Origin of the sequence: Anaerococcus vaginalis ATCC 51170 (genome assembly GCF_000163295.1) — a bacterium.
GTDB lineage: Bacteria > Bacillota > Clostridia > Tissierellales > Peptoniphilaceae > Anaerococcus > Anaerococcus vaginalis.
Genome location: NZ_GG700527.1, coordinates 1 through 16424, shown reverse-complemented (window position 1 = coordinate 16424; position 16424 = coordinate 1). Strand labels below are relative to the sequence as shown.

Annotated in this window: 20 protein-coding genes and 19 tRNA genes; 4 read left to right on the top strand and 35 right to left on the bottom strand. The window is 30.1% G+C overall.

Features of this window, described 5'->3' with window-relative positions; genetic code table 11:
- Nucleotides 1-7: 7 nt before the first annotated feature.
- Nucleotides 8-778, bottom strand: coding sequence for a class B sortase (srtB, locus tag HMPREF0078_RS00190; RefSeq protein ID WP_004837993.1), 771 nt, complete (start codon nucleotides 776-778; stop codon nucleotides 8-10).
- 81 nt (nucleotides 779-859) lie between these two features.
- On the opposite strand from srtB, the gene HMPREF0078_RS00185 reads away from it, so the two are divergent.
- Nucleotides 860-1090, top strand: coding sequence for a glutaredoxin family protein (locus tag HMPREF0078_RS00185; protein ID WP_004837992.1), 231 nt, complete (start codon nucleotides 860-862; stop codon nucleotides 1088-1090).
- Nucleotides 1091-1184: 94 nt separating this feature from the next.
- Entirely contained in the window at nucleotides 1185-2003 is an 819-nt protein-coding gene (locus HMPREF0078_RS00180; RefSeq protein WP_004837991.1) for a Cof-type HAD-IIB family hydrolase, read from the top strand.
- A gap of 47 nt (nucleotides 2004-2050) precedes the next feature.
- Here HMPREF0078_RS00180 and HMPREF0078_RS00175 read toward each other — a convergent pair whose 3' ends face one another.
- From HMPREF0078_RS00175 to HMPREF0078_RS09050, 12 genes are all read right to left on the bottom strand, one after another.
- On the bottom strand, nucleotides 2051-2284 hold the full coding sequence (locus HMPREF0078_RS00175; protein ID WP_004837990.1) for a hypothetical protein: 234 nt from the start codon (nucleotides 2282-2284) through the stop codon (nucleotides 2051-2053).
- A gap of 10 nt (nucleotides 2285-2294) precedes the next feature.
- Complete coding sequence (locus HMPREF0078_RS09140; protein WP_004837988.1) at nucleotides 2295-2468, bottom strand: hypothetical protein; 174 nt, start codon at nucleotides 2466-2468, stop codon at nucleotides 2295-2297.
- 162 nt (nucleotides 2469-2630) lie between these two features.
- Nucleotides 2631-3332 carry an aldose epimerase family protein gene (locus tag HMPREF0078_RS00170; RefSeq protein WP_004837986.1) on the bottom strand — a complete coding sequence of 234 codons (702 nt, stop codon included), beginning with the start codon at nucleotides 3330-3332 and terminating at the stop codon, nucleotides 2631-2633.
- A gap of 49 nt (nucleotides 3333-3381) precedes the next feature.
- Complete coding sequence (locus HMPREF0078_RS00165) at nucleotides 3382-3867, bottom strand: ferritin (protein ID WP_004837985.1); 486 nt, start codon at nucleotides 3865-3867, stop codon at nucleotides 3382-3384.
- On the bottom strand, nucleotides 3867-4160 hold the full coding sequence (locus HMPREF0078_RS00160) for a hypothetical protein (protein ID WP_004837984.1): 294 nt from the start codon (nucleotides 4158-4160) through the stop codon (nucleotides 3867-3869). Before HMPREF0078_RS00160 ends, HMPREF0078_RS00165 begins: the two co-directional genes overlap by 1 nt.
- A gap of 49 nt (nucleotides 4161-4209) precedes the next feature.
- Nucleotides 4210-4839 (bottom strand): epoxyqueuosine reductase QueH, encoded by a 630-nt coding sequence (locus HMPREF0078_RS00155; RefSeq protein WP_004837983.1) that lies wholly within the window; start codon nucleotides 4837-4839, stop codon nucleotides 4210-4212.
- Nucleotides 4840-4845: 6 nt separating this feature from the next.
- Nucleotides 4846-5400, bottom strand: a complete 555-nt coding sequence (locus HMPREF0078_RS00150; RefSeq protein ID WP_039920325.1) for a chromate transporter — start codon at nucleotides 5398-5400, stop codon at nucleotides 4846-4848.
- The gene (locus HMPREF0078_RS00145; RefSeq protein ID WP_004837981.1) at nucleotides 5390-5950 is read right to left on the bottom strand and encodes a chromate transporter; all 561 of its coding nucleotides are present in this window, start codon (nucleotides 5948-5950) and stop codon (nucleotides 5390-5392) included. The genes HMPREF0078_RS00150 and HMPREF0078_RS00145 overlap by 11 nt, the downstream gene beginning before the upstream one ends.
- A 482-nt stretch (nucleotides 5951-6432) precedes the next feature.
- A complete protein-coding gene (rpsI, locus tag HMPREF0078_RS00140) occupies nucleotides 6433-6825 on the bottom strand; it encodes a 30S ribosomal protein S9 (protein WP_004837979.1) in 393 nt (130 codons plus the stop codon).
- A gap of 11 nt (nucleotides 6826-6836) precedes the next feature.
- Nucleotides 6837-7277 carry a 50S ribosomal protein L13 gene (gene rplM, locus HMPREF0078_RS00135; protein WP_004837978.1) on the bottom strand — a complete coding sequence of 147 codons (441 nt, stop codon included), beginning with the start codon at nucleotides 7275-7277 and terminating at the stop codon, nucleotides 6837-6839.
- A gap of 217 nt (nucleotides 7278-7494) precedes the next feature.
- Nucleotides 7495-7959, bottom strand: a complete 465-nt coding sequence (gene traF / locus HMPREF0078_RS00130; RefSeq protein ID WP_004837977.1) for a conjugal transfer protein TraF — start codon at nucleotides 7957-7959, stop codon at nucleotides 7495-7497.
- Nucleotides 7960-7979: 20 nt separating this feature from the next.
- The gene (locus HMPREF0078_RS09050; RefSeq protein ID WP_004837976.1) at nucleotides 7980-8120 is read right to left on the bottom strand and encodes a hypothetical protein; all 141 of its coding nucleotides are present in this window, start codon (nucleotides 8118-8120) and stop codon (nucleotides 7980-7982) included.
- An 88-nt stretch (nucleotides 8121-8208) separates the two neighbouring features.
- On the opposite strand from HMPREF0078_RS09050, the gene HMPREF0078_RS00125 reads away from it, so the two are divergent.
- The gene (locus HMPREF0078_RS00125) at nucleotides 8209-9093 is read left to right on the top strand and encodes a helix-turn-helix domain-containing protein (protein WP_155811425.1); all 885 of its coding nucleotides are present in this window, start codon (nucleotides 8209-8211) and stop codon (nucleotides 9091-9093) included.
- 94 nt (nucleotides 9094-9187) lie between these two features.
- Here HMPREF0078_RS00125 and thiD read toward each other — a convergent pair whose 3' ends face one another.
- Entirely contained in the window at nucleotides 9188-9997 is an 810-nt protein-coding gene (gene thiD, locus HMPREF0078_RS00120) for a bifunctional hydroxymethylpyrimidine kinase/phosphomethylpyrimidine kinase (protein WP_004837974.1), read from the bottom strand.
- A 277-nt stretch (nucleotides 9998-10274) separates the two neighbouring features.
- On the opposite strand from thiD, the gene HMPREF0078_RS00115 reads away from it, so the two are divergent.
- Nucleotides 10275-10958 carry a DUF554 domain-containing protein gene (locus HMPREF0078_RS00115; protein ID WP_004837973.1) on the top strand — a complete coding sequence of 228 codons (684 nt, stop codon included), beginning with the start codon at nucleotides 10275-10277 and terminating at the stop codon, nucleotides 10956-10958.
- Nucleotides 10959-11010: 52 nt separating this feature from the next.
- Here HMPREF0078_RS00115 and HMPREF0078_RS00110 read toward each other — a convergent pair whose 3' ends face one another.
- The 21 genes from HMPREF0078_RS00110 to HMPREF0078_RS00010 all read right to left on the bottom strand — a co-directional run bounded on the left by HMPREF0078_RS00110 (nucleotide 11011) and on the right by HMPREF0078_RS00010 (nucleotide 16335).
- Entirely contained in the window at nucleotides 11011-12471 is a 1461-nt protein-coding gene (locus HMPREF0078_RS00110) for a TrkH family potassium uptake protein (RefSeq protein ID WP_004837972.1), read from the bottom strand.
- 2 nt (nucleotides 12472-12473) lie between these two features.
- Nucleotides 12474-13841 carry a Trk system potassium transporter TrkA gene (gene trkA, locus HMPREF0078_RS00105; RefSeq protein ID WP_004837971.1) on the bottom strand — a complete coding sequence of 456 codons (1368 nt, stop codon included), beginning with the start codon at nucleotides 13839-13841 and terminating at the stop codon, nucleotides 12474-12476.
- A gap of 516 nt (nucleotides 13842-14357) precedes the next feature.
- Nucleotides 14358-14434 (bottom strand) — tRNA-Ile (locus HMPREF0078_RS00100).
- A 65-nt stretch (nucleotides 14435-14499) separates the two neighbouring features.
- Nucleotides 14500-14576 (bottom strand) — tRNA-Ile (locus HMPREF0078_RS00095).
- A 16-nt stretch (nucleotides 14577-14592) separates the two neighbouring features.
- A tRNA-Trp gene (locus HMPREF0078_RS00090) sits at nucleotides 14593-14668 on the bottom strand.
- A gap of 88 nt (nucleotides 14669-14756) precedes the next feature.
- Nucleotides 14757-14832 (bottom strand) — tRNA-Phe (locus HMPREF0078_RS00085).
- A gap of 3 nt (nucleotides 14833-14835) precedes the next feature.
- A tRNA-Ser gene (locus HMPREF0078_RS00080) sits at nucleotides 14836-14929 on the bottom strand.
- A 30-nt stretch (nucleotides 14930-14959) separates the two neighbouring features.
- Nucleotides 14960-15050: transfer RNA gene (locus tag HMPREF0078_RS00075), tRNA-Ser, on the bottom strand.
- Between the two features lie 6 nt (nucleotides 15051-15056).
- Nucleotides 15057-15132: transfer RNA gene (locus HMPREF0078_RS00070), tRNA-Lys, on the bottom strand.
- A gap of 88 nt (nucleotides 15133-15220) precedes the next feature.
- A tRNA-Lys gene (locus tag HMPREF0078_RS00065) sits at nucleotides 15221-15296 on the bottom strand.
- 5 nt (nucleotides 15297-15301) lie between these two features.
- Nucleotides 15302-15377, bottom strand: a tRNA-Gln gene (locus HMPREF0078_RS00060).
- 3 nt (nucleotides 15378-15380) lie between these two features.
- Nucleotides 15381-15457: transfer RNA gene (locus HMPREF0078_RS00055), tRNA-Arg, on the bottom strand.
- A 4-nt stretch (nucleotides 15458-15461) separates the two neighbouring features.
- Nucleotides 15462-15535: transfer RNA gene (locus HMPREF0078_RS00050), tRNA-Gly, on the bottom strand.
- Between the two features lie 4 nt (nucleotides 15536-15539).
- Nucleotides 15540-15625, bottom strand: a tRNA-Tyr gene (locus HMPREF0078_RS00045).
- A 72-nt stretch (nucleotides 15626-15697) separates the two neighbouring features.
- Nucleotides 15698-15773 (bottom strand) — tRNA-Thr (locus HMPREF0078_RS00040).
- Between the two features lie 26 nt (nucleotides 15774-15799).
- Nucleotides 15800-15876 (bottom strand) — tRNA-Asp (locus tag HMPREF0078_RS00035).
- Nucleotides 15877-15906: 30 nt separating this feature from the next.
- Nucleotides 15907-15982 (bottom strand) — tRNA-Val (locus tag HMPREF0078_RS00030).
- Nucleotides 15983-15985: 3 nt separating this feature from the next.
- A tRNA-Glu gene (locus HMPREF0078_RS00025) sits at nucleotides 15986-16060 on the bottom strand.
- Nucleotides 16061-16087: 27 nt separating this feature from the next.
- A tRNA-Met gene (locus tag HMPREF0078_RS00020) sits at nucleotides 16088-16164 on the bottom strand.
- Between the two features lie 4 nt (nucleotides 16165-16168).
- Nucleotides 16169-16257, bottom strand: a tRNA-Leu gene (locus HMPREF0078_RS00015).
- A gap of 3 nt (nucleotides 16258-16260) precedes the next feature.
- Nucleotides 16261-16335: transfer RNA gene (locus tag HMPREF0078_RS00010), tRNA-Asn, on the bottom strand.
- Nucleotides 16336-16424 lie beyond the last annotated feature (89 nt).

The following is a 16424-nucleotide window of genomic DNA, read 5'->3' as shown; positions in this document are numbered from 1 at the left end:
TTTTTCCTTACTTTATTCTTAGGGCGTGGACTGCAAGTCTTTGATCTTTATAATCATATTGGCAAGTTGATAGGGTAATTATCGTGTCATCTTCCTTAAAATCACGAGTTTCAAGTTCATTTTCAGAATTAGATTTTAACTTGTCAAAATATTTAAGTTTTTCCTCTTTATCTTCAAAATCCAAAGTCCTATAATCATAATTTGATGGAATACCATAAGCTGCGAAAACTTGATATTCTCTAAGCCCTTCATTTGTTGTAACATATATAGTTCTATGGCTTTGAGCAAAGTCATTTTTTCTGTAGCCATCAAGACCTGTAAACATTGATTTTATATCATCTAAATGATGCCCATATATTACACTATTGTCATCATTCATCTTAGGATCATTCATATAATCCATAAAAATAGAACCAGCTATATCATAATTTTTATCTATGCCCTTTCTTAAATAAAAATTATTGTCCTTAGCTTGAAAAATCGGATACGAAATATAAGTTCCAGGAATTTCCAAAAAAGCTACAATATCCGAATTTTCTTTTTGCAACTTTTTCAAAATAGCCATATATTTCTTTTCTAATTTTTCAAAATCATCTAAATTATCATTTGAGTCATTTTTACTTTGATCTTTCTCAACATTTTTTACTATATCTGATATGTGTTTGTTATTCTTATAATTTTTATAATAGTCATATCCCCTTCTACCAAGAAGAAATAAACATACAATTATAACTATAACAAGAATAAGCCTTATAAATTTTAAAATCTTATCTTTCATTTTTTCACCTTTAAAACTTCCTTTCTATTAGTATAATAATATAAAATGGAAAAATTTTGAAATTTATTTTAAGGAGAATATATGTCAGAATATAAATTGTTTGTAGGAACAGCTTGTCCTCACTGTAGGAAAGTTGAAAATTTTATGGAAGAAAATAATATAGAAATTCAAATAGTAAATATAAATGAAGATAGAGACGCTATGAAAGAATTAATCGAAAAAGGCGGCAAAAGACAAGTACCATGTCTTTTCCATGATGGAGAATACATGTACGAATCAAATGATATAATTGAATTTTTAAAAAATAAATAAATTTTTAGGCGTGTGTTTTAAATGCACGTTTTTTTATATTTGAAAATTACAAAATAAAAAAAGACTTTGGGTATAAAATTAGAAAGGAGAGTTTATGATAAAATTAATAGCAACAGATTGCGATGAAACCCTCTTATCAGACGATAAGACCATTCACAAAAGAAATATAGACGCTATAAAAAAAGCCCAAGAAATGGGAATAATAATTACAACAGCAACAGGTCGTGGACCCTACCAACTATTTGATATACTAGAGCAAATCGATAATGTAAAAGAAGATAGATTTTCAATTCTTTGTAATGGTGGGATAATAATGGACAATGTAACAAAAAAAGTTGTAGAAGCATCCCCAATAGATTACAAAAAAGCAGTTGAAATTTCTGATTATTGCAAGGAAGTAGGAGTACATTTTGAAATTTATACTGATAAACATTGCTACGTTTTTGTAAACGGAAATGAAGTAGAAGGAAATTACGACAAAAATATATATAAATTTGTCCAAAAAGCAAAAGATATTAAAAATCTAGACAAAGAAATAATAGTAAAAGTAATAATAAAAAATTCAAATCTAAACTATTTAATGAGCCTAGAAGAAGATATAGCAAGAATATGTAATTGGGATATTTCAATATCCTACTCATCAGATACCTTCATGGAAATAAACAGAAAAAATGTAAACAAGGCAAAAGCCCTAGAAAAATTGTGCGCTCACTATGGAATAGGAATGGAAAACGTCCTAACAATAGGAGATAATTACAACGACAAAGAAATGCTAGAAGAAGCAGGCTATTCCGCCGCAGTCCAAAACGCCCATCTTTTATTAAAAGACATATCAAAATACACAACAAAAGCAACAAACAACCAAGGCGCAGTAGGCGAGGCGATAGAAAAATTTGTTTTAAATGAAATATAAATTTAAAAAAATACCCCAAAATCTTTTTTTTGATTTTGGGGTATTTTTTACCACACAGATTTTTCTTTTAGGAAAAATTTGTAGATGGCATATCCTATTGCTGATAATATTCCTAGAGGAATTATTAAAAGTAAGATTGGGATAAGGATTAGTCCTCCTCCTATAAAAACTGGTATTAGTAGGGCAAATATTATTGAAAATATTATTTTTAAAATTTTAAACCCTAGTATTATGCCTAAAATTCCTAGGATTATTTTTATAATTTGATTTTTATCTTTCATTTTTTTACCTTTATCTAAATATGTCTTCTTTTTTTATCAAAACTTTGTATAGGAAATATATAACAAATAAGGGTATTACTACTGACCAAATTATTTTTATTGCTACTCCCAAAAGTTTTAATATAATTGTTGCTATTATGGCTAATACAAAAACTCTTAGTACTCTTTCTGCTTGTTGGTTCATAATTTCCTCCCATCTTATTTTTATTATACTTCCTTTTTATATTTTTCAAGTTTTATTTTAATTTATTTGATTTTTTGCTTTGATTTTATTGATTTATATTTATTTTTGTTATAAATCTTTATTTTATCTATTTTTTCAAAAATAAAAAAATAGCCTAGCTGGCTATTTTTCTTTTATTGTTATTGTAAAATTTTCTTCGAATTTTTCTTTTGCTTTTAGGATATAGGGATTGTTTATTTTTTTTGTAAAACTCGGACCGTTTAAGCAAGGTTCTAGGCACAAATAATCTCCGTGAAAATCTGTCCATATTGCAAATTCTTGGAAATTATTGTTTTCTATATCTATATTGTAGTATTTGCTTTCTATGCTTGCTTTTTTTTCTTTTAAAAAATATGTTTTTTCTAAATCTATTTTTTCTAAGTCTAGATTTTTTATTTTAAAATTTTTGTCTACGTAAAAATACGGATGAAAGCCGGGAGCTATTGGTAAATTTTCCTTTGAATTATTTATTATTTCTAATTCTACCAATAGTGATGTATCTATTAATTTGTATTTTATATAATAGATGGATTTTTCATATTCTCCTTTACCTTCTAATTTTAATTTTACTGAATTTTCAGTTTTTTCTTCTATATCCCAAAATGAAATTCTTCCAAATCCATGTTGGTCTAATTTTTTTATTTCACTTTTTCCAAAATTTGGAAGGCATGGATGCATACCGCCTCTTGTTTTTAATTCGTTTTTGATTTTTATAAGAAGTTTTGGGAAAAATATAGGCTTTTTTTCTTTGGTAAATTTTTCTATGTAGGCCCCATAGGTATTTACTGTAAGCTCCATATTTTTTTCTTTTAAATTTATTTTCATATTATTTTTTCTTACAAAAAAAGACCAAGCTTAAACTTGGCCTTGTTTTTTATCCTCTGTGTGCAAGTTGGCCATCAAGTAGGTAAAGGCCACCGTAATTTCCATTTATTCTTTCTAGTCTTGTGATTAATTTGTTGAAGGTATCTTCTTCTTCGATTTGTTCATCTACATACCATCTGATAAATGAAATTACTCTTTCATCTCCTTCTTCTCTTGCAGCTTTTGCTATTTCATGAATTCTTTTTGTAACTTCTTTTTCGTGTGCTAAAGCTTGTTTTGCAACGTCTAGAAGATCTTTGAATTCTGTATTTGGTGCTTCTAGTGTTTTATAAACTGGTTTGTATCCTACTTCTTGTAAGAATTTGGTCATTTTTTCTGCATGTTCAATTTCTTCTCTAACTTGATGACCATACCAATGTGCAAATCCTTCGAATTCTTCATCATCAGCATAAATTTGCATTGCTTTGTATTCATAAGCTGATTGTAATTCAAAATTCATTTGTTCGTTAATCATATCTAGTAATTTTTCACTCATTATTTTCCTCCTAAATAATTATCATACAATATATATACCCCATATATCATAAAATCATTTTTTATCAATTCTTTTATTACTTCTGTTATATTTGAAGAGAATAATTCTAGGGTAATTGAAGATTTTTTTATCCCTAGTTTTTTATTTTCGACTAATTTTTTGTCCTTCAAAACATTAAAAATATTTACAAGCTTGTCTTTATCGCTTATATTCGTTTGAAATGTTACAGGTATTAGACTTTTACTATTTAATTGGTCTTCATTTAAATTTTTTATCAGTAATACATCAGCCATAATTATCTCTCCTTATATAAAATTACCCAAAGTAAGATAAAAATAACATTTATTTTTCGTGTTTTTTCTCCTGCATTTCTTTAAATGAAAATACACAACCACAATAATCTTGCCTGTATAAATTATATTTTTTAGAAAGATCTATTGAATCCTTGTAGCCATTTTTCTTCTTAAAGTCTGAATACAAATATTTTATTTCATATTTTTCTTCTAATTTTTCTCCAATTTCATTAAGCCAAGTTGAATTTTTGTAAGGAGAAATCGAAAGAGTTGTCGTAAAATAATCAAAAGAATTTTCTTTGGCATACTTGGCAGATTTTTCAAGCCTTAATTGGTAACACTTATAACAAGAATCTCCGCCTTCATGATCATTTTTTCGATTTTCCACAAATTTATAAAAATCTTCGGGATTATTTTCTGGGAAAATAACCTTTGAATCAAGATTCATTTCATCAACAAGTTCTTTTACAGTTTCAACTCTTTTGTTAAGCTCATTTGCCGGATAAATATTTGGATTATAATAGTAAATATCTATGTCAAAATATTCTCTCAATCGTGTTAAAACACTTGAAGAACACGGAGCACAGCAAACTTGAAGTAAAAGTCTTGGTCTTTTATCCTCTTTTTTTATACTTTTAATTATCTCTTCCATTTTCAAATTATAATTAATTTTTCCCATAAAACCTCACAAAATTAAATTTATACAAAGATATATAAAACCAGAACCAAGCATCAAAATTATAGGGTCGATTTTTGTCTTTCTAATAGCAAAAAGCATCAAAAAAAACAAAATAACCATACTAATATCAAGATTTTCAAAAGAAATTTTATTTACATCAAAAAAAGCAGTCTTCAAAATATCAATTCCTGCTGCCAAAATCATAGACACAACAGCAGGTCTCAAAAATCCCAAAACACTTTGCATCGTATCAAGATTTCTATACTTATTATAAAAATAAGAAATAGTTCCTACAATTATAAAAGAAGGAGTCACGCAACCAAGACTTGCAACAATCGCCCCACTTAAACCATAAACCCTTGTACCAACAAAAGATGCAGAGTTAATAGCAATTGGACCTGGAGTCATTTGACTGATTGTAATTAAATTATTAAATTCACTTATACTAAGCCAAGAATTTAAATTCACAACCTCTTCTTGAATAAGAGGAAGAGCAGCATAGCCACCTCCAAAAGAAAAAAGTCCGACCTTAAAAAAACTTATAAATAATTTAATTAGCATATTTTTTCCTTTCAACAAAAGAGTAAATAAGACCAAATAAGATAAGTCCAGTGATAATATAAATAATATTTGCATCAAAGAAAACATTCAAGACAAAAGAAATAAAAAATATTCCATAAATCAAAAATCCCTTGCCAATAATCACATCTTTTGTCATATCAATCACAACATTAATAATCAAAGCCCCAACGCCCGCCTGCATTCCTTTTAAAATCAAAGCTATATATTTATTCGAAATAAAAGCATTATAAAAATAAGAAATTACAGAAATAATTACAAGAGGCGGAATAAGAGTCCCCAAAGTTGCAACCAAGGCACCAACAAAACCAAATAATTTATAACCAACAGAAATTGATGCGTTAATAGCTACAGCCCCAGGGGCAGATTGAGCAATAGCCGTCATATCAAGCATCTCTTCCTTATTAATCCATCCCAATTTTTTTACAAAAGTAGATTCCATCAAAGATAAAATCACATAACCTCCGCCAAAAGTAAAAGCAGACAAATAAAGTGTGTGCAAAAATAATTTAAACAACTTTTTAAAATCCATACTAAAGTCCTTTCTTCTTACATTTTACTATAGATTTTTTTGAGTGAAAATTTTTGAAAATAAATATATAATTTCTTTTCCAAAAAAATAATTTTTCCCACAAAAAAACAAGGAATAAAAATTCCTTGTCATACTGTTGCCAAAGTATACAAATCCTCATGCTAAGAATATCATACGGAAAAAATTGATTTGATTTCAAATTTAAAAATTCGTTAAAAATCGCACTGTTCGAGCGTTAGCGAGTTTGCGATTTTAGAATTTTAAAATTTAGAAATCAACAATTTTTGGAGTCAGATATTCGTGCTTGAGGGTTTGTCTACGCTCCGAATTTATTTTATAAAATAAATTAATTAAATCTTTTACTTTTATTTGGCAAGTCTAAATTAAAATTATTTTACTAACAAAATCCCTTTTTAAAATTATCTTTTGATTTTTTCCACAAAAAAACAAGGAATAAAAATTCCTTGTTTGTAAAATACTTCTTATCTTTTTGAGAATTGTGAAGATTTTCTTGCTTTCTTTTGACCGTATTTGTATCTTTCTTTTTTTCTTGGGTCTCTTGTAAGAAAACCTGCTCTTTTAAGAGCTTGTCTATAATCAGGATTTACTTCTAGTAAAGCTCTTGCTATAGCGTGTCTGATTGCTCCAGCTTGTCCGTTAAATCCTCCACCTTGTACATTAACTTTAATGTCATAAGTTGATTCATTTTCTGTTAATTTTAATGGTGCTTTTGCTATGATTTTTAATGTATCATAAGAAAAATAATCATCAAGATCTCTTCCATTAACTTTTAATTCTCCGCTACCTGGTTTCATTGTAACTCTTGCTACTGAAGTTTTTCTTCTACCTGTAGCTTGATATATAATATCTGCCATCTAAGTCCTCCTTACTTTAAGTCCAAAACTTCTGGGTTTTGAGCTTCGTGATTGTGATTTTCACCTACATAAACCCTAAGTTTTTTGGCCATTTGTCTACCTAATTTGTTGTGTGGAAGCATACCTACTACAGCATGTTCTACAATTCTTTCTGGATGTTTGTCCATCATATCTTGGTAAGTTGTAGTTTTTAATCCACCTGCATATCCAGAATATCTTTTGTATTCTTTTTGGTATTCTTTGTTTCCAGTAAGAACGACTTTTTCAGCATTTACTACTATTACATAGTCACCTGTGTCCATGTTTGGAGTAAATGTTGGTTTGTGTTTTCCTCTAATAATTGCTGCAACTTGGCTTGCAAGTCTACCTAAAACCATGTCAGTTGCATCAACTACATACCATTTTGGTTCAATTGTTGACTTTGTTGGTACATATGTCTTTTGATTTTTCATCAAGTTCCTCCTTAAATATTTTGCCTATCAATTTAGAAACCGCTCGGATAGGTGGCGGCTTTACTCGTCCTGACATTTATGAATCGCCCTCAGGATCTGCGATTATGTCAAAAGTATTAGGAACTTTTTTCATACCAAATTATAATACACCGAAATCGTGTTTTTGTCAAGCTTTTTGTCTATTTTTTCGCCTTTTTAAATTGGAATTTTTTTAATTTTATTTCTCCCTATTTTTTATTAACCAATCTTTAAATAATTCGCCTTTATCAATATTTTTTTTGTCAAAAGTTTCAAAACTACCATCTTCTTTTACTAATACCATATAAGGCACTTGGTCTATTTGATATTTTTCTAATATTTCATCATAATATTTTGAATTTCTATATTTATCTGTATCAAAATATTTTATATTTATTTCTTTTTCAAAAGTAATTTCATTGATAACTTTTACAAACATTCGACATGATGAGCAAGTTTTTCTTCCTATAAATACAAAACCTTCTAGAGTTTTATCATTATTTAGGAATTGTAAGTCTGTTATTTCTTCATATTTCGAAACACTAGACTCATAATTTTTTATTTCTCTTTCTTTTTCAGCTTTCTCTTTGGCTTTTTGGCTAAAAATCCCTATAAGTATAAATACTATTAAAGATAAAATAATAATCAAATTCCTTTTTTTCATTTTTTTCTCCTAGAATTAATTTAAATATTATAATTGTACTTATAATTTTTTATCTTTATAATTATTTTATTATTGTTTTCTACAACTTTTACTTCTTGCTTTTTTTGAAAACACGATAGTTGCATTAAAATTAGAAATACAATCAAGACTTTTCTTTTCATTTTTTCCTCCTTTGGATTTGATTAACTTAATTATATTATCTATAATAAAATCAAAACAACGGCATATATGGTACATTTGGAGGAAATTTTGGAAAAGGATAAGTTAATACTATTAGCTAAAAAAATAAAAGAAGTTAGAAAAAACAGAAATATAAGTCAACTAGACTTATCTGTTGAAGCTGGTATAGACAGAAAAACTATAAGTCGTATAGAAAATGGCGTTAATGAGCCTTCTTTTTCTACCCTTTATAAAATATCATATATCTTAAATCACGATTTTATAAAAGATTATTTGCACTCTAGCCTAAAAGATTACTTGATTTTTAATGAAACTTTTGAAAAAATAATTGACAAAGTAGAAAATAAATTACCTTTTGATGATGAAGAAAAAATAATTGTTTATATTAAAGACTTTACTGATATTGAATATATCAAAACTTCATGTAAACAAGTTATTTTATTTCTTAAATCAATGAATGATGATTTGAATGAATCAGAGGAAAGAGAATTTCTTATAAAAGCTTTAAATTCTTTTACTAATAAATATGATAATTTCCAAATACAATCTTTTTCTATATTTGAATTGAGAATTTTAATGGATATAGGCATGACTTATGCAAATATTGATAACAAAAAATATCTTGAGTTACTTAATTTTGTATATGATAATACCAACAAAGACTCATCATTATATCCTATTATCAGCATAAATTTAGCCAGCGCTTATATAATTGTAGAAGATTATGAAAAATGTCCAGAAATAATAAATGATGCTATTTCTTATTTTTTAATTAGAAATAAAATTCCTAATCCTATTTTGTATTTCACAAGAGCTTTGTACAAAAGACTTGAAAATATGGATTATAAAGAAGACTATGACAAGGCAATTTTAATAGCAAGCCTTGCTAAAAATTATAATTTAATAAATAAATTTGAAAAAGCCAAGAGCTATTATGAAAAATATAATACTTGATAAAAAATAAGTTTTACCTTTTTTATTCTTTAATTTTAATTTACCAATAAAAAAGGTAAAACTTTTTAACAAAAACACAAAATCAAATCCACTTTTACTTTTCACATAATTTTTTGTAGGAATCTTTTATGTCAAAGGCATGGTTCATTGGACCAGATCCCTTTCCCAAATCCAGCATATCCAAAAGAGCATTTGATAAAAATTCTTTTGCCATTTTTATTGAATCTTCCATATCATAGCCTTTAGCAAGATTTGCTGCAATGGCTGATGATAGGGTACAACCTGTTCCGTGGGTATTTTTATTTTTTATTCTTTTTCCTTTAAACCAAACTCCTTTTTTATTTTCATATAAATAATCATTTGCATCATTTATTTTATGTCCGCCTTTTAATAGGCAAGCACAATTGTATTTTTCAGAGATAATTTTTCCTGCTTTTTGCATATCTTTTTCATCATTTATTTTTATCCCCGATAAAATTTCGCCTTCAGGAATATTTGGTGTTATAAGATCTGCCAATGGCAAAAGTTCATTTTTTAAAACTTTTATTGCTTCATCTTTTAATAATTTTGCTCCGCTTGTTGCAACCATTACTGGGTCTATTACAATATTTTTTGCTTTTTTTTCTTTTAATTTTTCTGCTATAACTAAAATTAAATCAGAATTTGAAACCATTCCAATTTTTACGCTATCTGGGTAAATATCATCAAATATCATATCCAGCTGGTCTTTTAAAAATTGAGGGCTTGAGTCTAAAACCGACAAAACTCCTGTGGTATTTTGGGCAGTTAGGGCAGTGATCGCACTTTCTGCATACACTCCGTTTAGTGTCATAGTTTTTATGTCAGCTTGAATTCCGGCTCCACCTGATGAGTCACTTCCTGCTATGGTCAATCCAATTTTCATAATTTTTCCTTTCTTTTGTCAAAAATGAATATTATTTCATATTTTATTTTTCAAATAATCGTAGAAACCTAAATAATAAATCGTTTTTATCTAATTATTTTTCTATATAAAAATAAAAAAATTTTTATATCAATTAATTATTTTATAGATTTTTCTTTTCTTATCATAGGTCAAAGGCGTAATTTTGTCAATTTTCTTTAGCCCTTTTATGGCTTTTTTGCAATTATTTCAGAGCTTTGATATAATTTAACAGAATAATATGTAAAGAAGGTTTTTTATGTTTGGAGTTTTTATTAACGCTATTTCTGTTTTAATTTTAGGTTTTTTGGGAGCAAAAACTGGAAATCATTTTTCTGATAGATTAAAAAATGATATGATGAAATTTCTTGCAATTTTAATAATGGTTACTGGTATGAATTCTGCAAGAAAAGGAGATAGTTTGGTTGTAATTATTTCTATAGTTATCGGTTTAATTATTGGAAATTATTTAAAATTGGACGATAAATTAAATAGTTTTGCTTATTTTTTGGGCAGACTTTTTTCTGAAAATAAAAGATCTACTTTTCCAAAGGCTTTTATCAATGCAACTTTAATTTTGTGTGTTGGTAGTATGGGAATTATCGGAGCAATTGAGGCTTCTGTTAATTCTAATAACGAAATTCTTTTGCTAAAGTCGATGATTGATGGTGTTACTGTATTTTTTATGGCACAAAGTCTGGGACTTGGCGTTGCTTTTGGTGCAATTCCTATCCTAGTTTACCAAGGGCTAATAGTAATTTTATCAGGTCTTATTTCTCCAATTTTAACCAAGGAAATTCTTGATAATATTTCAGGTGTTGGCGGTCTTAGCATAATTGCCATTGGACTTTCAATGTTGGACTTAGTTGATATTAAAATAGTAAATTCTATTCCTGCTATTTTGATTCCTATTATTTATGGACTAATCACAGCTTTATTTTGATTGATTAAATAAAAAATCCTATTTTGCACTTACACAAAATAGGATTCTTTTTTTATTTATTTCTCAATTTTCTATAGGTTGATGGATACAAAAGTAAAAGCATTGGGAATATTTCTAATCTTCCCAAAAGCATGGCTATGGTTAGAACAAATTTTGATAAATTTGTCATTTCGGCAAAGGTCGTTATTGGACCAAATGCTCCAAGTCCTGGCCCTACGTTATTGAAAGTTGTTGAAACTGCTGCAAAAGCTGTTTCAAAATCATCCATATCTAATGATACTATCATAAACAAAACAATAAAAATCATTATATATATTACCAAATATTTTAAAACTGATCTTTCTGTTTCACTATCAACTTTTTTTCTATCCATCCTGTTTATTGTTATTTTTTTTGGATTCATGGACTCTTTTATTTGATTAATTCCGCCTTTTACAAGAATTACAAATCTTGAAACCTTGAGTCCTCCTGCAGTTGAACCTGCACATCCGCCTATAAACATTAGCATTATTATTACAGATTTAGAAAACAAGGGCCAAGTTCCAAAATCTGCTGAAACATATCCTGTTGTTGTAATTATTGAAGATACAGTAAAAATAGAATTTACAAACGAATAAAAGACATCTTTATAAATAGTAACTATATTTGCAAAAATAAGTCCTGATGCTATCAAAATAATTGCTATATACCATTTTAGTTCTTCACTTTTAACTGCTTCTCTTACATTTTTTGTTACAGCATAAAAATATATATTAAAATTCACACCAAAAACCGCCATCATAATTGCAAGAACAATTTCTATATATCTAGAATTATAAGCTCCTATTGAAATTCCTTTATTAGAAAATCCACCAGTTCCTGCAGCTCCAAAGGCGTGAATTATTGATTCAAACAAATTCATTCCACCAAAAAGAAGAAATATTACTGTAATAATTGTCAAAACTATATACATTCCATACAAATTTCTAGCTGTATCAGAAAGTTTTGGGGTAATTTTTCCAAAAGTTGGACCAGGAACTTCGCTTTGCATCAAAAGAGATGATTCTTTGTTTGAATTTGGCAAAATTGCCAAGGTAAATACCAAAATTCCCATACCTCCAACAAAGTGGGACAAAGACCTCCAAAAAATTATAGAATGTGGCAAAAGTTCCACATTTATAGCAACTGATGCCCCAGAAGTTGTAAAACCCGATACCATTTCAAAAAAAGCATCTATGTAGCCATTATAATTAGATTTTGTCAAAAACAAAGGAACAGCTCCTATCAAAGAAAACAAAACCCAAGTTGATGCAGTTATAAACATAGCCTCCTTTGTATAAAGGTGGGATTTATTATCTCCTCTTTTGCTAAGAATAATTCCAAAAATTAAAGATACAATAATAGGAATTACAAAATTAATTTTATCCGCAAAGCTTTCCCCATAAATAAAAGCTACAATCAATGGTAAAACCAAAAGTCCTGCAAGAACTATTAAAAGTTTTCCAAGTGAATATTTTACAATTTTTAAATTCATGCCTACTCCAATATATCGTCAATTTCTTTAAAATCTTTATTTTTAGTTACAACCATAACCCTATCGCCAAGTTCAATTGTACTTTCTCCGTTTGCAACTTCGATTTTTCCACCCAAATTTTGCCTTGATATACCAACAATCAAAGTATTAGCCTTTACATTTAAATCCTTCAATTTCTTGCCAGTAACCCTAGAATTTTCAATTACAGTAAAATCAATAGCCTCAACCCTGTCATCAGACAATCTAAACAAATTAGAAATAGATTCTCCCCTAGAATTTTCCTTAGATCTCAAAAGTCTAGAAACAAAAAAAGAAGCAGATTTTTTTGGAGTAACAGTCGTATCAACATCAAGAATACCTGTAATTTTAAGAAGTTGAGTCCTATTTACCTTAGCAATGATTTTATCAATCCCTCTTTTTTTAGCAAGAAGAGAAATTAAAATATTTTCCTCATCAATTCCAGTAAGAGCAACCACAGCATCATAATTTTCAATTCTTACCTCATCAAGAATTTCAGGATCAGAGCCATCAGCATTGATTACTTCACATTCAGGAAGTCTTTCAGAAAAATCAATCGCCCTTTCCTTATCAATTTCCAAAACAGTAACATTGAAATTTCTTTTAAGCAAAAGCTCAGAAAGATAAAGAGCAATAGAACCTCCACCAACAATCAAAACATTTTTGATAGACTTCTTATTATCAACCTGTCTTTTATAAAATTTATCAATATCTTCCCTAGGACCTGCAACATAAATTTTTTCGCCAACTTCAAGAATATGATTACCATTAGGAATAACAACCTGATCATCTTTCTCCCCAATAACAATAATCGTATTTCCCAAAAGTCCCTCAGCATTAAGATCCATCAAAGACTTATTAGCAAGTTTAGAATTTTCATCAATTTCAAGTTCGATCAAAATAACCTTAGAATCCAAGAAATTTTCCACATTAACAGCATAAGTATATTTCAAAGTCCTTTGAATTTCCTTAGCAGCATAATACTCAGGATTTACAAGCCTATCAACACCCATGGTTTTTCTCATAAATTCATCATATTTAATATATCTAGGATCACGAAGCCTAACAATAGTAGATTTTGCACCCTTTTTCTTAGCAATCATAGACGAAATCAAATTTACATCATCATTAAAAGTCATTGCAATAAAAGCATCACATTCATCCACATTAGCCTCATCAAGAACAGAAAGATCACGACCATCGCCCAAAATTCCCATAACATCATTAGAAGCCAACAATCTTTCCAAAACATCCTTGTTTTTCTCTATAACTAAAATATTGTGCCCCTCATCAGAGAGCTTGCTAGTAAGATAAGAACCAACCTTACCAGCACCTACAATAATAACATTCATAAATCCTCCTAAAGGTAGAAATACCTAATAACATTGTATAATAACTAGAAAAAAAAACAAAGTAAATTTGTCAAAGTTATGGAAAATAAAAAAATATATAATTAAAAAATAGAAAATATTATAACATTAGAATACAGGAAATTAAAATAACAGATGCTTAAACTAAAAAATAAAAACTTTCGAAATCAAAAATCAATTCATTTAGATTTATCTTTACACGTAAACAAATAAATTTTCAAAATCTATAAATATTAAAATATAAAATCCTTAACCTATCAGCTAAACATTTTAAAATACATATATAAATAGAAAATATTTAAGATCATATAGCCAATAAAAATTAAAAAATACCAAAGACATAATTATAGATAAAAATGTTCTTAGTAAAATCACATCAGAAAAATATCATAAACTCTTACCAACACGATTTATTATAGACTCATAAAAATTACAATCCAAATTCAAAAAAATATTTTTTCATAAGAAAAACACCAATCAAAAGATTGGTGTTAAATCTGGTGGGCCTCCAGGGACTCGAACCCTGGACCTACCGGTTATGAGCCGGGCGCTCTAACCGACTGAGCTAGAGGCCCAAACAAAACCTTATAATTTTTAATAAAAAAATTTTATGAAATAAATTCATAATTAGGTTTGTTTTTGGTGGACCTGAGTAGACTCGAACTACCGACCTCACGCTTATCAGGCGTGCGCTCTAACCTGCTGAGCTACAGGTCCATATATAAAATTTAAATGGCAGGGGTTACAGGACTTGAACCCGTGACATCCGGTTTTGGAGACCGACGTTCTACCAACTGAACTAAACCCCTATTAAATCAAATATCCTAAAAAATAAAATAAATGATAATGTCCTATATATGAAAACCAAATAATCTTCATAAATTAGACGGGCTATTTTGGTGCCCAGAGGCGGAATCGAACCACCGACACGGGGATTTTCAGTCCCCTGCTCTACCGACTGAGCTATCTGGGCATATGGCGGAGAAGGAGGGATTTGAACCCTCGCATCCCTTTTGAAAGGATCTACTCCCTTAGCAGGGGAGCCTCTTCAGCCACTTGAGTACTTCTCCAAAAATCAATATAGAAATTGATTTTTTATTTGGCGGAGAGGAAGGGATTCGAACCCTTGTGAGCCGTAAGACTCTAACGGTTTTCAAGACCGCCCCGTTATGACCGCTTCGGTACCTCTCCAAATTGTGGTGACCCATCGGAGATTCGAACTCCGGACACCTTGATTAAAAGTCAAGTGCTCTACCGACTGAGCTAATGGATCAATCTAGAAATACAGTGGCTAAAAATTTGCCTTTCTTGCCTATTTAGCTTGCCAGTATAACCACTAAATAATATTTAAAAAATATTAATGGTGACCCATCGGAGATTCGAACTCCGGACACCTTGATTAAAAGTCAAGTGCTCTACCGACTGAGCTAATGGATCAAAATTGGCTGGGATAGCAGGACTCGAACCTACGCATACCAGAGTCAAAGTCTGGTGCCTTACCGACTTGGCTATATCCCAACATGGCGCGCCTGAGAGGAGTCGAACCTCTGACACACGGATTAGAAGTCCGTTGCTCTATCCAGCTGAGCTACAGGCGCATATTGGAGCGGGTGAAGGGAATCGGACCCTCGCAACCAGCTTGGAAGGCTGGGGCTCTACCACTGAGCTACACCCGCAAATTGGTGGGGAAGAGCGGATTCGAACCACTGAAAGCTAAGCTAACGGATTTACAGTCCGTCCCATTTGGCCAACTCTGGAACTTCCCCAAAATTTGTATTTCATAGTAACACATTATAGCATAAACTATATATTTATTCAATTTTATATCACAATAAAATTGGAGCTGATGATAGGACTTGAACCTACAACCTATTGATTACAAATCAATTGCTCTACCAATTGAGCTACATCAGCACATTGGATCTCTATTGAAATCCAAATGGCGACTTAGATGGGACTCGAACCCACGACCTCCGCCGTGACAGGGCGGCATTCTAACCAGCTGAACTACTAAGCCATAATTAAAATAGCCTAATAAAAAATATTATGGTGGAAGTAACAGGGCTCGAACCTGTGACCCCCTGCTTGTAAGGCAGATGCTCTCCCAACTGAGCTATACTTCCATTTGGTGACCCTACCGGGATTTGAACCCGGGATACCGCCGTGAAAGGGCGATGTCTTAACCGCTTGACCATAGGGCCATATATAATATTATTTTTAAAAAAGTATGGTTGCGGGAGTAGGATTTGAACCTACGACCTCCGGGTTATGAGCCCGACGAGCCACCAAGCTGCTCCATCCCGCGTTATTGGTGCCGAGAATCGGAATCGAACCGATACGGTGTTTGACCACCGCAGGATTTTAAGTCCTGTGCGTCTGCCAGTTCCGCCACCCCGGCATTTGGCGCTCAGGGTGGGGCTCGAACCCACAACCTACCGGTTAACAGCCGGGTGCTCCACCATTGAGCTACCTAAGCACATACAATATGTATAATTATAAAATATTAAATTTACTTTGTCAAAATTTTCTTACAAATTTTGTGAAGAAATAATCTTCACAAAAAAG

What these genes read in the sequence shown, in the direction of transcription:
- HMPREF0078_RS00185 (WP_004837992.1), top strand. Translation starts at nt 860, where the DNA reads ATGTCAGAATATAAATTGTTTGTAGGAACAGCTTGTCCTCACTGTAGG.
- traF (WP_004837977.1), bottom strand. Translation starts at nt 7,959, where the DNA reads ATGAAAAAAAGGAATTTGATTATTATTTTATCTTTAATAGTATTTATA.
- rpsI (WP_004837979.1), bottom strand. Translation starts at nt 6,825, where the DNA reads ATGGCAGATATTATATATCAAGCTACAGGTAGAAGAAAAACTTCAGTA.
- thiD (WP_004837974.1), bottom strand. Translation starts at nt 9,997, where the DNA reads ATGAAAATTGGATTGACCATAGCAGGAAGTGACTCATCAGGTGGAGCC.
- rplM (WP_004837978.1), bottom strand. Translation starts at nt 7,277, where the DNA reads ATGAAAAATCAAAAGACATATGTACCAACAAAGTCAACAATTGAACCA.
- HMPREF0078_RS00175 (WP_004837990.1), bottom strand. Translation starts at nt 2,284, where the DNA reads ATGAAAGATAAAAATCAAATTATAAAAATAATCCTAGGAATTTTAGGC.
- HMPREF0078_RS00180 (WP_004837991.1), top strand. Translation starts at nt 1,185, where the DNA reads ATGATAAAATTAATAGCAACAGATTGCGATGAAACCCTCTTATCAGAC.
- HMPREF0078_RS00145 (WP_004837981.1), bottom strand. Translation starts at nt 5,950, where the DNA reads ATGGATTTTAAAAAGTTGTTTAAATTATTTTTGCACACACTTTATTTG.
- HMPREF0078_RS00155 (WP_004837983.1), bottom strand. Translation starts at nt 4,839, where the DNA reads ATGGGAAAAATTAATTATAATTTGAAAATGGAAGAGATAATTAAAAGT.
- HMPREF0078_RS09050 (WP_004837976.1), bottom strand. Translation starts at nt 8,120, where the DNA reads ATGAAAAGAAAAGTCTTGATTGTATTTCTAATTTTAATGCAACTATCG.
- srtB (WP_004837993.1), bottom strand. Translation starts at nt 778, where the DNA reads ATGAAAGATAAGATTTTAAAATTTATAAGGCTTATTCTTGTTATAGTT.
- HMPREF0078_RS09140 (WP_004837988.1), bottom strand. Translation starts at nt 2,468, where the DNA reads ATGAACCAACAAGCAGAAAGAGTACTAAGAGTTTTTGTATTAGCCATA.
- HMPREF0078_RS00150 (WP_039920325.1), bottom strand. Translation starts at nt 5,400, where the DNA reads ATGCTAATTAAATTATTTATAAGTTTTTTTAAGGTCGGACTTTTTTCT.
- HMPREF0078_RS00165 (WP_004837985.1), bottom strand. Translation starts at nt 3,867, where the DNA reads ATGAGTGAAAAATTACTAGATATGATTAACGAACAAATGAATTTTGAA.
- HMPREF0078_RS00115 (WP_004837973.1), top strand. Translation starts at nt 10,275, where the DNA reads ATGTTTGGAGTTTTTATTAACGCTATTTCTGTTTTAATTTTAGGTTTT.
- trkA (WP_004837971.1), bottom strand. Translation starts at nt 13,841, where the DNA reads ATGAATGTTATTATTGTAGGTGCTGGTAAGGTTGGTTCTTATCTTACT.
- HMPREF0078_RS00160 (WP_004837984.1), bottom strand. Translation starts at nt 4,160, where the DNA reads ATGGCTGATGTATTACTGATAAAAAATTTAAATGAAGACCAATTAAAT.
- HMPREF0078_RS00110 (WP_004837972.1), bottom strand. Translation starts at nt 12,471, where the DNA reads ATGAATTTAAAAATTGTAAAATATTCACTTGGAAAACTTTTAATAGTT.
- HMPREF0078_RS00170 (WP_004837986.1), bottom strand. Translation starts at nt 3,332, where the DNA reads ATGAAAATAAATTTAAAAGAAAAAAATATGGAGCTTACAGTAAATACC.